Origin of the sequence: Algoriphagus faecimaris, assembly GCF_900101705.1 — a bacterium.
GTDB classification, from domain to species: Bacteria; Bacteroidota; Bacteroidia; order Cytophagales; family Cyclobacteriaceae; genus Algoriphagus; species Algoriphagus faecimaris.
The window spans coordinates 23,614-39,450 of record NZ_FNAC01000001.1; the positions used below are offsets into that span (position 1 = coordinate 23,614).

General features: G+C 43.4%; 12 protein-coding genes. 7 read left to right on the top strand and 5 right to left on the bottom strand.

The genetic code is table 11. The features are described 5' to 3' along the window. Positions 1-165: 165 nt before the first annotated feature. Together katG and BLQ57_RS00135 are read left to right on the top strand one after the other, a co-directional pair. A complete protein-coding gene (gene katG, locus BLQ57_RS00130) occupies positions 166-2,436 on the top strand; it encodes a catalase/peroxidase HPI (protein ID WP_087940804.1) in 2,271 nt (756 codons plus the stop codon). Between the two features lie 149 nt (positions 2,437-2,585). Further along, complete coding sequence (locus BLQ57_RS00135; RefSeq protein WP_087940785.1) at positions 2,586-3,401, top strand: hypothetical protein; 816 nt, start codon at positions 2,586-2,588, stop codon at positions 3,399-3,401. Positions 3,402-3,534: 133 nt separating this feature from the next. On the opposite strand, the gene BLQ57_RS00140 is transcribed toward BLQ57_RS00135, so the two are convergent. Beyond that, positions 3,535-4,092 (bottom strand): plasmid pRiA4b ORF-3 family protein, encoded by a 558-nt coding sequence (locus BLQ57_RS00140; protein ID WP_087940786.1) that lies wholly within the window; start codon positions 4,090-4,092, stop codon positions 3,535-3,537. A gap of 255 nt (positions 4,093-4,347) precedes the next feature. Here BLQ57_RS00140 and BLQ57_RS00145 point away from each other — a divergent pair, with 255 nt between their 5' ends. Next, entirely contained in the window at positions 4,348-5,205 is an 858-nt protein-coding gene (locus tag BLQ57_RS00145) for an N-acetylmuramoyl-L-alanine amidase-like domain-containing protein (protein ID WP_087940787.1), read from the top strand. An 87-nt stretch (positions 5,206-5,292) separates the two neighbouring features. Continuing rightward, entirely contained in the window at positions 5,293-6,177 is an 885-nt protein-coding gene (locus BLQ57_RS00150; RefSeq protein ID WP_087940788.1) for a PIG-L deacetylase family protein, read from the top strand. A 14-nt stretch (positions 6,178-6,191) separates the two neighbouring features. On the opposite strand, the gene BLQ57_RS00155 is transcribed toward BLQ57_RS00150, so the two are convergent. The 4 genes from BLQ57_RS00155 to BLQ57_RS00170 all read right to left on the bottom strand — a co-directional run bounded on the left by BLQ57_RS00155 (position 6,192) and on the right by BLQ57_RS00170 (position 12,466). Next, a complete protein-coding gene (locus BLQ57_RS00155; protein ID WP_087940789.1) occupies positions 6,192-7,025 on the bottom strand; it encodes a cyclase family protein in 834 nt (277 codons plus the stop codon). A gap of 90 nt (positions 7,026-7,115) precedes the next feature. After that, the gene (locus BLQ57_RS00160) at positions 7,116-8,747 is read right to left on the bottom strand and encodes a M1 family metallopeptidase (protein WP_087940790.1); all 1,632 of its coding nucleotides are present in this window, start codon (positions 8,745-8,747) and stop codon (positions 7,116-7,118) included. Between the two features lie 61 nt (positions 8,748-8,808). Then, entirely contained in the window at positions 8,809-10,011 is a 1,203-nt protein-coding gene (locus BLQ57_RS00165) for an ATP-binding protein (protein ID WP_087940805.1), read from the bottom strand. 262 nt (positions 10,012-10,273) lie between these two features. Continuing rightward, the gene (locus BLQ57_RS00170; protein ID WP_087940791.1) at positions 10,274-12,466 is read right to left on the bottom strand and encodes a S9 family peptidase; all 2,193 of its coding nucleotides are present in this window, start codon (positions 12,464-12,466) and stop codon (positions 10,274-10,276) included. Positions 12,467-12,578: 112 nt separating this feature from the next. Here BLQ57_RS00170 and BLQ57_RS00175 point away from each other — a divergent pair, with 112 nt between their 5' ends. From BLQ57_RS00175 to BLQ57_RS00185, 3 genes are all read left to right on the top strand, one after another. Continuing rightward, on the top strand, positions 12,579-13,904 hold the full coding sequence (locus tag BLQ57_RS00175) for an aminotransferase class I/II-fold pyridoxal phosphate-dependent enzyme (protein WP_087940792.1): 1,326 nt from the start codon (positions 12,579-12,581) through the stop codon (positions 13,902-13,904). Between the two features lie 3 nt (positions 13,905-13,907). Further along, complete coding sequence (locus BLQ57_RS00180) at positions 13,908-14,492, top strand: Crp/Fnr family transcriptional regulator (RefSeq protein ID WP_087940793.1); 585 nt, start codon at positions 13,908-13,910, stop codon at positions 14,490-14,492. An 85-nt stretch (positions 14,493-14,577) separates the two neighbouring features. Further along, a complete protein-coding gene (locus tag BLQ57_RS00185) occupies positions 14,578-15,795 on the top strand; it encodes an MFS transporter (RefSeq protein ID WP_087940794.1) in 1,218 nt (405 codons plus the stop codon). Positions 15,796-15,837 lie beyond the last annotated feature (42 nt).

Here is a 15,837-nt window from a genome sequence, read left to right on the forward strand (position 1 = left end):
GATGATTATAATTGCGAGATTCCATGTGACCGCTAAAAGACAATTATAGACACATGAAATCGAGCATGACGTAGCCGTCACACACTGGTATGACTATCAACCATGCGAGATTCCATGTGACCTTTAAAATTCAATTATAGACACATGAAAAAAATCACTCAAATGATGCATAAAAAAATACTAACCATCGCTTTGCTTTTTGGCACTGTGCTTTCCGCAGGTGCACAGGAAAAAAGCTATGAGGGAGCCGAGGTAGACGGCTACTCAGGCGCTACTAAAAAAAGTAGCTCAGCCATGAGAGCTACCAGTAATACGGAATGGTGGCCCAACCAATTGAATCTTCAGCTTCTTCGTCAGAATTCAGAGCTATCAAATCCTATGGGACCTGATTTCAACTATATCGAAGAATTCAAAAGCTTGGATTACCAAGCCCTTAAAAAAGACATTGAGGCTGTATTAACTGACTCTCAGGACTGGTGGCCGGCTGATTATGGCAACTATGGCGGGCTTTTCATCCGAATGGCTTGGCACAGTGCAGGTACATACCGATCCGGTGACGGAAGAGGAGGTTCTCGTTCGGGTCAACAGCGATTTGCACCACTCAATAGCTGGCCTGACAATGCCAACTTGGACAAGGCTAGAAGACTGCTTTGGCCGATCAAACAAAAGTATGGAGACAAAATCTCCTGGGCGGATTTGATGGTCTTGACAGGAAATGTAGCATTGGAGTCCATGGGATTTGAGACTTACGGATTTGCAGGAGGGCGTGAAGATGTCTACGAGCCTGAATTGGATGTGTACTGGGGAGCTGAAGGCAAATGGCTCGATGATTCTAAGCGCTACTCTGAAGGGAGAGAACTAGAAAATCCACTGGCAGCAGTTCAGATGGGATTGATCTATGTGAATCCAGAAGGACCAAACGGGAACCCAGACCCAGTCTTGGCAGCTCATGATATCCGAGAGACTTTCGGCAGAATGGGGATGAACGATGAAGAAACCGTTGCTTTGATCGCAGGTGGTCACACTCTTGGTAAAACACACGGAGCTGGTCCTGCCGAAAATGTAGGTCCAGAACCTGAAGCTGCCCCTATGGAGGAGCAAGGATTTGGATGGAAAAGCTCTTACAAATCAGGAAAAGGAGCAGATGCCATTACTTCTGGATTGGAGGTCATCTGGACAGCTACTCCAACAGAATGGAGTCAGGGGTATTTCAAGAGTTTGTTTGAAAACGAATGGGAACTCACCAAAAGTCCAGCAGGTGCTCATCAGTGGGTAGCAAAAGACCCCAAAATCCTTTACCCTGATGCTTTTGATGCAGATAAAAAGCATAAGCCTACCATGCTGACTACGGATTTGTCCATGATTTACGATCCGGTATATGAGAAGATTTCCAGAAGATTCTATGAAAATCCTGAGGAATTTAACAAAGCCTTCGCAAAAGCTTGGTTTAAACTAACTCATAGAGACATGGGTCCTACGACCACCTATTTGGGACCTGAAGCGCCTACCGAAGATTTGATCTGGCAAGATCCTATTCCTGCAGTAAACCACGAATTGGTCAATGCGACAGATATAGCAGGATTGAAAGCCGAAATTCTAAACTCTGGATTGAGCGTATCTGAATTGGTGACAACGGCATGGGCTTCTGCCTCCACCTACCGCCACTCTGACCGAAGAGGAGGAGCCAATGGTGCCCGAATCATGCTCGCTCCTCAGCGTAATTGGGAAGTGAATAACCCTGAGCAACTCAACAAGGTTTTGGCTGTATTGGAAGGCATTCAAAGCAAATTCAATGCAGGAGCCGGAAATAAGAAAATCTCCATGGCTGACTTGATCGTTTTGGCAGGAACCGCCGCAGTGGAGAAAGCAGCCATCAATGCAGGGTTTGAGGTAGAAGTACCTTTTACTGCCGGTAGAATGGATGCCTTGCAAGAGCAAACAGACGAAGAGTCGTTTGCCCTGCTTGAGCCGATGGCTGATGGATTTAGAAACTATTTGAAGACTCAGTACACGCTTTCTACCGAAGAGCTACTGGTAGACAAAGCTCAACTACTGAGATTGACTGCTCCTGAAATGACTGTATTAGTGGGTGGTATGCGTGCACTTCATGCCAATTATGACGGTTCCAAGCATGGGATTTTCACAGACAAAAAAGACCAATTGACCAATGACTTTTTTGTCAATCTTTTGGACATGAGTACGGAATGGAAAGCTGCTGATGAAAGCAAGGAGCTTTTCGAAGGTAGAGATCGAAAAACAGGAGCATTGAAATACACGGCCACCCGCGCAGACTTGGTCTTCGGCTCCAACTCAGAGCTTCGTGCCTTGGCTGAAGTCTATGGCACTCCTTCCAATAATGAAAAATTTGTCAAAGACTTTGTGTCGGCTTGGACAAAGGTGATGGAATTGGATCGATTTGACTTGATCTACAAGTAAAACGATTCATTCAACACTAAGAAAGCCACTTCCCAGTTTGAGAAGTGGCTTTTTTTATGGGTTAACTAATTGATCTTAACCAGACAAATAAATTCTATTGACAAAATACTAAATCTCTTAAGCTTCACGTTTGATGAAAAAATAATGACATGAAGCAAACCTTGATTACTCTTGCCACGGTATTTCAGCTATTTTCTTGTGATCTCCTTGCCCAGGTCAAGAACCATGCAGCCTACACGGAAAACCAATTAAGCGCTTTCGAAAAAAGAAAGCTTCGACAGGAATTAAGTCGCGAAAACGGCCCCTACATAGGAGTTCAAACCGGACTTCGTAGACATAAAACCACTCAAGGAAATAATATTTACCTCCCCATTTCTGGAGAAATGGATGGCATTATTCAAGCTATTTATGGCTATCGCTTGGGCCATGTATCGCTGGAATCCGGGCTGGGGTTTAGTTGGCACAATTCCGAAATCCCCCACCCAATAGGATCTTCAGAGCGGGTTTTAATCACACAGGCTAATCTCAATGCTTTATTTTTACCTGTTGGTATTCGATACGATATTCCTATTAATTTTAATTCCAAGAAAAACATTCGTGTAGGAGCCCATGCCTCAGGTAATCTGATCCTCCGAACCACTAATCGTCCAAGTGCAAGCGGAGATTTCCCCTATTATGGCTCCAATGACACGAATGGAGTGGACATTAACTTTCTATTAGAAGAGAAAAATTTTAAGAGTTTCTACAAAGTTGGCCTCCATGCCGAGCTCCAAGTTTTCAAATCTTCTTTCCTAATCATTCAGGCAGGCCATGTCTTATCCGCTCCCAATACCCTTCGAAAAATCACCTACAACTGGAACGATGGGACTCAATCCGGCAGCTTTTCCAATGCCATCAGAATGGAAGGATGGTTGGTAGAAATCGCCTATAAACTTCCATTAAGCATTCTTAAACTTGAAGATTAATTTATCGAATCAAGTCCAAAAGTCGATTAAAATAGGCCAAGAAAAGCAAAAATTGGGCACTCCTGCCTTAACATTTCCAAAGTTAGCCATCGGATAATTTCACGACTTTTTAATTCGATCTATATTCCATGCATCAGACAGCAGAGACAGCAGCCTGGGCAAAAGAGAGATCAAAGTCATTTTTATCCCATTTTTCACCACGCCTCATTCCCAGCCACTCTCTCATTTCTTTATATTGGGGATGCTTGGAATCATCAATTACGGACAGCAAATTTTCATACCCCCACACTCCTCCGCAGTCCTCGGGAGGACATTTGCCTTTTCCCTCTAGTAATTCGGCCCGAATAGCCTGCTGATCAATCACCTCTTCGACCAAAATCGAATGGCTCCAGTCATCTCCAAAGTCATAGATGTAATTGAATTTTTGTCCTTTTTGATTAAGATATTGCTTTATTTTCACATGCTCAGCATTTTCGAGCTCATCCTCAGCCCATTCGTCTTCAATGCCTATCTGAGGTTGAGAGCCATATCCACTCGGGGAAAATTGGAACAAGTGATAATCATACCAACCAAAAGCTTCCTGAATCACAGCATGAAGTCGCTGAAAGGTAAAATGATCCGGAACCAATACTCTCCTCCAGACCGGCGGTTTGGAGATTCCTTTAATTTGAATTTTGAGTTTCAGCAGCATATTTTTTCAATAATAGATGATCAATCCAAAGGATAATGAAATTTAAAATTAGTGACAAGAATGGACAAAAAGAAGCCAACCTACGATTCTAAAATTGATACTCTTTTATTTGCCAAAAAAGGTAAGTTTTTCCAATTTCAACGGCTGCTTTATCAAAGTCGATTTTTTTGATCTGGAAAAAGCTCTAAAATTTCTACCCCCAAATTCCCTATCTTCGCTTCCATCCCTTCACCCAAAACCGGAAATACTCAAATCATGAAGTTCCTGCTTTTTTTCTTTGCCTTTGCTCTCCACACCTTCACTTCACAAGCCCAAACGGTCTGCACCCCCGAATCTCGTGCTAGATTAGAGCAAGCCTTGACACTTCTGCCCAGTTTTGACCCTAGAACGCAAACCATAAATGAGCTCGTCGTCGAGATTGGTAAGAGCTTCATGGGCACTCCTTATGTGGAAAAAACCCTGGAACTCCCGGGGCCGGAACGGTTGGTCATTGACCTGCAGGGAGTGGATTGCACGACCTATCTCGAGACCGTGGTTACCCTAGCTCGAATGGCTCAGCGAGGTGAAAATGATTACGATATTTTCGAGAACGAACTGGAATACATCCGCTACCGAACGGGGCTTAATGAGGGCTATCCTTCACGATTGCATTACTTTTCGGATTGGATAGCCATAAATCAAAAGAAAGGTATCTTAAAAGATATTACGCAGGAAATCGGAGGCACTGCTTACGACAATAAGCCTACTTTTATGACTGAAAACCCACAGTTTTACCCTCAGCTCAGCAATCGGGAAAATGTGGAACAACTGCAAAACATCGAAGCGTCTATTCGAATCCGAGACTATTTTTTCATCCCAAAAGATCAAATCAGTGCCCATGAAAGTCAAATCCAATCAGGTGACTTGATCGCTATCACCACTTCAATTTCCAATTTGGATATGGTGCATGTGGGCTTTGCCGTAAGGCAAAATGGCCGTATTCATCTCATGCATGCCAGTTCGGCCAATAAAGAGGTGGAAATCTCCGAAAAACCCCTTCATGATTACTTGGCTGGCAATAAAAGTCAGTCGGGAATTATGGTGGCCAGGTTGGTACCGACTCAAGCCAATTAAACCACTTCGGATTTGCCATTGATACGATTTGGCTTGTTTCTTTTCATAGGCTAACTTAGGTTCATCCCTACAATCAACCCAAAACCTATGAAAACCCGATTCCTCACCCTAATTCTAAGCTGCTTTCTTTTCATACCAGGATTCACGCAAGAAAAACCACTTCGCATCCTGATGATCGGGGCGCATCCCGACGATTGCGATATCAAATCAGGAGGAACTGCGGCACTTTTCTCTCAACTCGGTCATGAGGTCAAGTTTCTCTCCATCACCAACGGAGACGCCGGGCACATGGATATGGGCGGGGGAATGCTGGCCGTTCGTAGAAATGCAGAAACTCAGGAAGTCGCCCGAAGACTAGGTGTCACCTACGAAGTGCTGGATAATCATGACGGGGAATTGATGCCCACCCTAGAAATCCGAAAAGATGTCATCCGAAAAATCCGAGAATGGGAAGCCGATGTAGTGATTTCCCACCGAACCAATGACTATCATCCCGATCATCGCTACACGGGAGTTCTGGTACAAGATGCTGCTTTTATGGTGGGTGTCCCCAATATTGCTGCAGATACTCCTCCTCTGAAGAAAAATCCCTTCTTTCTGTACTATCAAGACCATTTTCAGAAGCCCAATCCCTTTTCGCCGGATATCGCCATTGACATTTCCTCGGTGATCGATCAAAAAATCTATGCCCTAGATGCCCATGTTTCCCAGTTTTATGAGTGGTTGCCTTGGATAGCCAATGACCCGGATGAAATTCCCAAAGGGAAAGAGGAACGAATCCAATGGCTAAAATCCAAGCGGGCTTTGGCTCCAAGCCCAAGCGTCCGAGCTGGGTTGGAAAAATGGTATGGAAGCGAAGTCTCTGATAAAGCTCAATTTGCAGAAGCTTTTGAAATCTGCGAATACGGAAGTCAACCCGATGAAGCTGAAATCAAGCGATTATTTCCCATGTTGGGAAACTTGGAAAAGTAAAGATCATAAATTTACTACTCTAAAATGGTGGCGATCACCCGAAGCGGACCACCACTTCCGCCCTTAATATTCATGGGAAGCGCGACTACGTAAATGCCCTTAGCGGGCAGTTGATCCAAATGGGCGAGATTTTCAAATCCGGGAATCTGAGCCCCCATCAAAGCCTGATGCGCCGCAAAATCTTTGGATTGTCCATAGTCCAAACTTGGAGTATCCAAACCTACGGCTTTGATTTTTCTGTTTTGAACTAGCCAAACAGCCATCTCGGGAGCTATACCGGGAAAATGCAACTCGGAAATGCCTTCCTCTCCCATCTTATCTGTCCCAAAGTAAGCCTTCCGATCGGGATAAAATGCTCCATATCCTGTTCTGAAAAACACCATGGCATCATCAGGAATAAGTCCATATTCCTTTTCCCAATTCAAAATAGCAACCGTATCAATCAAATAATCTCGGTTTTCCAAAGCCTGCTCACTGACGTCTATCACCACGGCCTCACCAGTCAATTTGGAAAGCGGGAGCTCATCCACCGTCACTCCATTTTCATAAAAATGAATCGGGGCATCTAAGTGAGTACCTCCATGCTCGGGAGTCAAAAGTGTATAGGAGGAATAATAATAGCCCAAATCAGTTACCCCGGCAGCATCTTCTCTTAGCTGAAAGCCATCGGGATTATTGGGCCAATAGAGCGTAGTCGAGTCAAAGAGATAGCTTAAATCAATCCACTCAACTTCCGCTAAAGGGAATCCTTGAACCTCTTTTTTCACTTCATGAGTTTGACAAGAGATCAAAACTAGACCCGTCGCGATAAAAATATAATTCGAAAACTTCTTAGCTAAATTGCTCATTGATCTTGCTATTTTTTGATAAGGTAAAAAAGAGAAGCCTCAAAAACCAATTGGCTCGTCGCCTTCCCCTTTTTTAATGTCAATCGACTATCACCGCATCTTTAAAGTGGATACATAAAAATCAGGATCTACCTCCAAATCAGTGGCTTTTTTCACGTTCATTTCCTGCCACTCGGTGGCCGGTTGCAGTCTGACTTTTTCTTCTCCCAAGAGCACGTCTATAGGCATATCAAAAGCGGGAACGGTACCATTCCATCGAAAGTGTAAAGTATTATTTTCAGTAAAATAATACTCCAACACGGGAAGATTACTCTCCCTCAGGTACTGATCAAAAAAAGCCTTCAGATCCATCCCTGCCTGCTGTGCAATGTACTCCTCCACCTGCCGGGTATAGACTGTTTGATGGTAAAATTCCTCATTTAACCCTCGTAGAATATTCCTCCATTTTTCATCATCAGCAATCACTTCCCGGAGTGTATTAAGTAGATTTCCTCCCTTATAATACATATCTCCCGAGCCTCTTCGATTGACTCCGTAGATTCCGATAATCGGACTTTGATTGGCAATATTCATCCGAGTGCCACGCACATATTCCTGACCTGCTTCTTTGCCATAGAAATAATCCAGAAATAAGCTTTCCGAGTAATTGGTAAAGCTCTCATGAATCCACATATCCGCTACGTCCCGGTAAGTAATATTATTGGCAAACCATTCGTGTCCCGCCTCATGGATGATGATAAAGTCAAACTTCAAACCCCAACCCGTACCGCTGAGATCACGCCCTAAGTAGCCATTCTGATAACCATTGCCATAGGTCACCGCACTCTGATGCTCCATTCCCAAATAGGGCACTTCGATCAGTTTAAATCCGTCTTCATAAAAAGGATAGGGACCAAACCAATGCTCAAAGGCTTCCATCATGCGTGTGGCATCCCGAAACTGCGCTTTGGCTTTCTCCAAATTGTCCCGCAAGACATAATAATCCATTGTCAATGTGCCTTTTTCACCTTCAAACTCCTCCCCAAAATGCACATAATCCCCGATGCTGATATTGACTCCGTAATCATTGATGGGATTGGCGACAAACCAGTGATAGGTCTTTGTACGACCATTGTCATCCTCCTTGATGAGTCGGCCATTAGAGACATCCATGAGGTCCTTAGGCACGGTCACTGAGATCATCATGCTATCCACCTCGTCTGCAGGATGATCTTTTGTCGGCCACCAAATACTGGAACCGATCCCCTGATTGGCGTTGGCGATGAAATGATTCCCATTGGCATCCTTTTGCCAGGTGATTCCTCCATCCCAAGGTGGTCGAACCGCCACTTTGGGTTTTCCTTCGTAGAAAATCTCAAGCTCGTTAATAGCCCCCTTTTCCTGTTGCTTTTTTAATGAAATAAAATGAGCTGCTCCTTCCCGCTTAAAAGTAAGCTCCTCTCCATCTTGCTTGACTGCGGTGATTTCCAAGGGTTCTTGGAGATCAATTTGAAGGACTTCGGCGGGTTCTTCTACCCGGTAGCGTACCAAATTCTTTCCTTTGATGGACTGCGATTCTGGAAAAACCTCCACCGAAAGGTGATAATAATTCAAATCCCACCATTCCCGCTCTGGAGTGATACTTCCACGAAGGGTGTCGGCCCGGGTGGGGAGGTTTTGGGCTAAAACTGATTGTGACATTAGAGCCAAAATCATAATTAATACATTTTCTATCTTCCTCATTGCTAATCAAACTAAATTTTCACTACGAGATTTTGAGTTTATTAGATTTCCTGAAACAAAGTCAATACAGAAAGCCAAAAAGCCAAAGTGGAATTTTGTTTCCAAATCCAATTTCTAGGTCATCGATTGCCAAAAAGGCATTTTCAGCTTCTTTTATCTGAGAATAATCTTTGTTTCTTCCGCCCACTTCAATAATCATGCTCTCATCCACTTTAAAATCTCCCTTTTTACTTGACCCTACCAATTGTCCGGAATTACGAAGCTGATTGAGCATAAAAGTTTCTCGAATGGTACCTATTGAAGGACTATGCTGAAAGGCAAATAGAAAATTACTGTTCTCAAAATAAATTTTTGCTGGCTTTTGAAGTTGGCTGATTCCTTTAACTTTTTCAAAGAGCAGGTTAAGGATTTTGGCATCTTCCAGATTTTTTAAATAAATATTGATCGTATTTCTTCCTAGATGCATTTTTTCTGCCAATTTGGAAATATTAGGTTCAAAGGGAACAGACTCTGCAATCACTCCCAGCAGATTTTTGATTTTGGTTACATTGGCAGCACTATATCCTTCCACCATGGAAAGGTCGGATTCCAAAACTGTATTCAGGATTTGAATCAAGCGTTGCGGTATCCGGTCTTTTTTTAATTCATTCGAAAATGGAAAATACCCAGATGCTAAATAGCTTTTAAAAATGGGCAATATATGCTGTTCCAACTGATTGATAATTTCAGAAGAAATCTGCGTAGAATCCAGAGTAATAGTCTCCAGAGTCACTGGCTCGAAGTGCCCAAATCCATTTAAAGAAAGATACTCTCTAAAGGAAAGTCCATGTAAAACTTGGACATCGAGTCTTCTACTTAAATCCGCTTCTCCTTGATAGAGATCCAAGGCCGAGGAACTGGTAAAAATCACTTGTAAACCAGGAAAGCCATCGTAGATCAATTTTAGCTCTCGAGACCAATTCGGGTATTTGTGGATTTCATCAATCAACAGCAAGTTGCCGCCATAAGAAACCCACAAAGAAGCTAAATCAAAAAAACTATGCTGATAAAAATATGGGTGTTCAGCAGTCACAAAAAGCCCCTTATCACCTTTTTCCAATGCTTTGAGAAGGTATTGAAGCAAGAGCGTGGTTTTACCCACCCCTCTAAGTCCCTTGATTCCAAGAAGGCGTTCATCCGTATGTAAATCTTCAAAAAGATACCTCTTCCACTCTTTTTGGATATTCTGGAGAAGAATATTCTGATAATTGACAAGTTCTTCCACTGATTTTTGATCTGATGTCAGATCAAAATTAATCAATTTTGATTTGAGTTCAAATCAATAATTCTATTTTTTGATCTGATCTCAAAGCAATTTCAAGAACAATTGAATCTTAAACGTGTTTCTCCAAGTTACCTCCGTGGTTTAAATTTCAAGATTAGGATCTGAAAGTTTTGATCATGCCCTAAATAATATTCCTGAATACCTAGCTCTGTCTTATCTTTTGGTTCTTGGATCTAAACTCTACCTACTTCCTACTGAGCAATCATCTTCCTCCTGGAGGACAATGCTTCTTCAAAAAATCCGTGTACAATTTTTTCAGGTGAGCATTGGTTCCTTCTCCTTCAGAAATAGAATGAGAGCGATTGGGATAAGGCATAAATTGGAAGATTTTCCCATGCTTAATTAGCTCATTGACCAGCATATCCGCATTGGCATAGTGGACATTGTCATCAGCAGTGCCGTGGATGTAAAGTAGGTTTCCCTCCAGATTTTTAGCATGCGTAATCGGCGACCCTGCTACAAAGTCCTCCAAATTCTCCTGAGGCAAGCCCATATAACGTTCCTGATAGATATTGTCATAGGTCAGTTGGTTGGCGACAGCAGCAATAGAAATCCCCGTTTTGTAAATTTTAGGATATTGAAAGAGCAAATTCAGCGTGGCAGATCCTCCACCGGACCAGCCCCAGACGGCTACTCGCTCGGGATCGACATAGTCCCATTCCAAGATTTGCTTGGCGGCGGCTGCTTGATCGGAAATATTGAGTCGGCCGATTTTTCGATAGATACTTTTTCGCCAAGCTCTCCCTTTCGGTGCGGGAGTCCCTCGATTATCGATAGAAATGTAGATGTATCCATCTTCAGCCATATCCCCATCATACAAGCGATTTCGACCCACCCCGAAGGTATCCTTCACATTGGCTCCCCAAGGCTCGGTGTAGACATAAAAGACCACCGGATATTTCTTAGTCGGATCAAAATCATTCGGTTTGACCATCCAGCCATCCATTTCCGTCCCATCTTCCGTTTTGATTTTAAAAAACTCCGCTTCGTTTTCCACCTGATTCTTCGATAGATTAGCAGCAATACTTCGGGCCTCTTCTAAAGGCTTGTGACTGGGAAGGCTGACCCACTCCGCCATTGGGCGGGTATAGGTATTTTGGTATTGATGAAGGGCATATTTTCCGCTTGGGGAAATCGAATAGGAATGGGTGCCTTCTAGTTCCTCCGGAGTGATTTTTTCGGCTTTCCCCTTCCCATCCAATCGGGCAGTATACAGGTATTTTTGTGTGGCATTTTTTGGTGAAGCGTGGAAATAAATCCGATTATTGTTCTCATCTACCCGAAGCAAATTGATCACATCGTACGCTCCGGGAGTTATCGGTGTTTCTTTTCCATCCAATCCAATACGATAAAGCTGCCTCCAGCCTTCTTTTTCGCTAAACCAGAGAAACTCCTTTCGATCATTGATCCATTGAAACTCATGTCTGTAGGTCAGCGCGTACACATCTTCCCAGCTGGAGAGCACATCTATCCAAGCCTCATCCTCTTCTTCGAAAATCACTTTTGCTTCGTTTTTCAGGACATCCACAGCAAAGATTCTTGATTGATTTTGCTTTCGATTGAGCTGCTGAAGCAAAACTAAATCCGGGGAATTCCACTCCATCCTCGGCAGATAATGCTGAGCAGGATCTCCGGGAATATCCAGCCAGGTCAGTTCCTGACTTGACAATTCGATCACGCCGATTTTCGCCGGGGAAGGAGACTCTCCCACTTTGGGATATTCGACGGGAATGATTTGAGAATAGACCGAATCGGTATTATTGACCATATAAAAATCCCGGATCTGATTGGCGTTGAGCTGCCAAAATGCAATGCGCTTCCCATCCGGACTCCACTGAAATCCATCTCTCGAGGCAAACTCCTCCTCATAAGCCCAATCAAAAGTCCCGTTGATCAATTTACGGTTACCATCAAAAGTCAGTTGAGTAATTTCTCCCAGCCCAAGATCCTCTACATAGAGATTGAACTCACTGACAAAAGCCACTTTACTGGCATCGGGAGAAAACTTTGCAAAGCGAAGAGAAGACTCCGGCAGGCCCTTTCCGATTTGCTGTAGTTTTTTGCTCTCTAGGTCCAAAACCCAATAATCTCCTTGGGTATCGAGCCGCCAAACGCGCTTGGTATTGGTATAAATGAGAAGTTTTTGGCGATCCTCTGAAAAAGTAAAATCCCGAATATTCAGAACTGTATTATTTTCGGTTTTTAATTCTTCAGCACTGACGAAAACCTCCGAAGTCTGGCCTGGAAGCTGAATGCGAAAAATTTGATTGCCACGGATTTGAAAGTAAACATCTTCAAAATCATGCCATTTGATGGATTGGGCTTGAGTGGCCCCAAAAAAGGCTAAGATTAAAATGACTACCGATAGCAGGAATTTGGATAGAAGTTTTTGCATAGGGTAAGATAACTGAAAATGTTTTTGGGTTAAAATTTTCATTGCGTTGACTGCCACTTTTTAATCCCTTCCTAAGAATTTTGTTAATTTCAACAAATTAATCACCCACCCTATGTCAAAAACAAAGCTCCTCTCAAGAATCGGTCAGAAAGCTTCTCAAAATCCCATGAGAGTAGACCTAGAATTGTACTATGAAGCTGAAGAAAATCGATATCAGCCCAAAGAAAACCCTTCAGGAAAAATTGCGATGAACGTGGCAGAGAATCACCTTTGCTGGGAAATGCTTCGCGAAAGAATTCAAAAAATCACAAGAGAAAATGATATCCCCGAATGGGTAGCAAGCTATACTGACCCTGCAGGTGCACCCACTTTCAGAGAAGCTACCGCTGCATTTTTATCAAAATTCCTAACCAAAATCCATTTGCCTGCCGAAAGTTTAGCTTTCTCGGGAGGAGCGACTTCAGTGATCGAGATGACAGCATTTTTACTCGGAAATCCAGGGGATACGGCGGTCATTCCTGCTCCAGCCTATCCGGTTTACACGGGGGATATTGGTGCTTTGCCGGGATTAAAGCGCTTTGATCTACAAACCCACCAGGAGTTGGAGGAGCTCAACTCGGGCGTTTCGATCACTGCCGAACTGCTACAAAAGGCCAAAGAAGAAATTGAGGAGAGTGGAAGCACTTTCCGCATGCTGATTCTCACGAGTCCGGATAATCCTACGGGCATGATCTACAGCCAATCCCAACTGGAAATACTTGCAGACTGGTGCGAGCACAATGAAATCCACCTCATTGTCAATGAAATCTACGGGCTATCTCGAATCGATATTTCCCATCCCGATCTCCGACAGGATTATCCTCAGCCCATTGAATTCGTTTCTTTTGGGAAATTGATGGCTGAGCGAAAAAGCCCTTGGCTTCATCTTTGGTACTCTTTTTCTAAGGATTTAGGAATCTCCGGTTTTCGGATCGGGCTTCTTCACTCCTATCACGAAGCCTTGATTTCGGGCTATCGCAATGCAGGACTTGGGCATTCCATTTCTAACTATACCCAATGGGTCATGCAGGAGGTACTCAAAGATGAAGCATTTATGGAAAGCTTTATCCAGAAAACTCAAGAACGGTTGACTGAATCTTATCTCATAGTGGTGAACTCGCTGCGAGAAAACCATATCCCCTATCAAGCCTCCTATGGTAGCCTATTTGTATGGATGGATCTTTCTCTGTTTCTGACGGATGAAAGTGAAAAGGCAGAACAGGAACTATGGCTGGAAATCTATCAAGAAATCGGCGTGTTGTTGACACCTGCAAATGGTTTTGGACATCAGAAAAGAGGGCTATTTCGAATGGTCATTTCAGGCGTAGATCATCCAACCTTAAAAGAAGCTATGGGAAGGATTCAGAAGTTTTGCCAATCGAAAAAAGAAACAAGTTGAAAGATGGATAAACAGGATGATTTTCAGTCTCTTTTTGCCTATTTCAAGCTTGTACACCCAGCTAAACTGCCCTCATTGCAGGCGATTGAGGAAATCAGTTCGGTTATTTCTGTCAAAAAAAATCAAGACCTCCAGCCCATAGGGGCAACTTGCAAAACCATCTATTTTGTAAAAAACGGCTTGGCTCGGATCTACTACTACAAAGACGGGAATGAAGTTACCGAGTATTTTGCCTTTGAAAATGACATGATTATTCGAGCTGAGAGTCTATTCACCGGAAAACCGAGCCAAAAGGCAATTCAGGCTGTCGAAGACACGGAATTCATTGGGATTTCCTCAGATTTACTTTTTTCACTTTTTGATCAATTTCCGGATTTGGAACGGCTCTTTAGAAAAATAACCGAGGCGGCTTATGTCAATACGCTGAATCGAATTGAGGCCATTCAGTTTCATACTGCCGAGGAGCGCTATCAAAAATTACTGGAAGACAAACCGCAGTTTATTCACCGAATTCCGCTTAAACATATCGCTTCTTATTTGGGAATCACCCAGGTGAGTTTGAGTCGAATTCGGGGACAGAAAAGCTAAGGGGATAGATTGGCTTCCATGATTTTTTAACATTTGTAAAAGGAAAGGGCTGACGCAGGTAGGACCTTTGTAAAAAATAATTTACATGTCCACTGCCAAACTCGGTCTTCGTGAAAACCTAAATCAGTTTATCCTACTGGTCATTGTCAATGCTTTCGTGGGAGCGATGGTAGGACTAGAAAGGTCCATATTTCCGGAGTTCGCCAGAGAAATATTCGGAGTGACCTCCTCAGTCGCCGTCCTGTCTTTTATTACCGCTTTTGGTATCAGTAAGGCGCTGAGCAATTACATTTCAGGTAGGCTGGCCAATCACTGGGGAAGAAAAAACCTCTTGATTATCGGGTGGATCATTGCCCTACCCATTCCTTTGATTTTGCTCTACACTCAATCTTGGAACATGGTTATTTTTGCCAATGTGCTCTTGGGGGTAAGTCAAGGCTTAACTTGGAGCAGTACCGTCGTGATGAAAATCGACCTCGTGGGTGAGAAAAACCGAGGACTAGCGATGGGACTCAATGAATTTGCGGGGTATTTGGCAGTGGGGTTGATCGCTTTTGTCAGTGCTTACCTAGCCAGTCAATACGGTATTCGTCCATATCCCTTTTTGATGGGATTGGGGATCGCTGTGATTGGATTGATCCTTTCCGTTTTTTGGGTCAAAGACACACGTAAATTTGTTCATCAAGAAGCGACTTCCGCTCAGCAAGAGAAATTGAATGGCGTTTTTATACAGACGACCTTTCTCAACAAAACCCTCAGTTCCATCACTCAAGCCGGCTTGATCAATAACCTCAACGACGGAATGATTTGGGGATTGCTGCCCATACTTCTGATGAGTAAAGAAGTCGATCTGGAAATGGTCGGCATCATCACTGCCATCTACCCAGCCGTATGGGGATTAGGTCAATTATTCACCGGGAAAATGGCTGACCTCTATTCCAAAAAGAAGATGCTTTTCTTCGGTATGCTAGCCCAAGGACTTGCCATTTTACTGATTCCCTCACAAACTGGCAGCTTCGGATTTATGGCCATATCAGTTGTCTCGGGTCTCGGCACAGCCTTGGTTTATCCTACTTTCATGGCAGCTATTGCCGATGCCACTAGCCCCTTGCAGCGAGCAGAAAGTGTAGGAACCTTTCGGCTTTGGAGAGATTTGGGATACGCCGTAGGTGCTATTCTTTCTGGTATCATAGCTGATTCATTTGGGATCAACTGGGCTATATTTCTTATCGGAGGACTGACCCTCTTCTCCGCAGGCGTCATCCAATTCAGAATCCCAAAAAACTTAAAACCAAGCTATTAAAAACCCTTTAAAGCAATTGAAATTTCACTTGTTTTGGATGAG

Excerpts from the sequence above, each read along its gene's own strand:
- BLQ57_RS00135 (WP_087940785.1), top strand. The coding sequence starts at position 2,586 with ATGAAGCAAACCTTGATTACTCTTGCCACGGTATTTCAGCTATTTTCT.
- BLQ57_RS00140 (WP_087940786.1), bottom strand. The coding sequence starts at position 4,092 with ATGCTGCTGAAACTCAAAATTCAAATTAAAGGAATCTCCAAACCGCCG.
- BLQ57_RS00185 (WP_087940794.1), top strand. The coding sequence starts at position 14,578 with ATGTCCACTGCCAAACTCGGTCTTCGTGAAAACCTAAATCAGTTTATC.
- katG (WP_087940804.1), top strand. The coding sequence starts at position 166 with ATGCATAAAAAAATACTAACCATCGCTTTGCTTTTTGGCACTGTGCTT.
- BLQ57_RS00170 (WP_087940791.1), bottom strand. The coding sequence starts at position 12,466 with ATGCAAAAACTTCTATCCAAATTCCTGCTATCGGTAGTCATTTTAATC.
- BLQ57_RS00145 (WP_087940787.1), top strand. The coding sequence starts at position 4,348 with ATGAAGTTCCTGCTTTTTTTCTTTGCCTTTGCTCTCCACACCTTCACT.
- BLQ57_RS00150 (WP_087940788.1), top strand. The coding sequence starts at position 5,293 with ATGAAAACCCGATTCCTCACCCTAATTCTAAGCTGCTTTCTTTTCATA.
- BLQ57_RS00155 (WP_087940789.1), bottom strand. The coding sequence starts at position 7,025 with ATGAGCAATTTAGCTAAGAAGTTTTCGAATTATATTTTTATCGCGACG.
- BLQ57_RS00175 (WP_087940792.1), top strand. The coding sequence starts at position 12,579 with ATGTCAAAAACAAAGCTCCTCTCAAGAATCGGTCAGAAAGCTTCTCAA.
- BLQ57_RS00160 (WP_087940790.1), bottom strand. The coding sequence starts at position 8,747 with ATGAGGAAGATAGAAAATGTATTAATTATGATTTTGGCTCTAATGTCA.
- BLQ57_RS00180 (WP_087940793.1), top strand. The coding sequence starts at position 13,908 with ATGGATAAACAGGATGATTTTCAGTCTCTTTTTGCCTATTTCAAGCTT.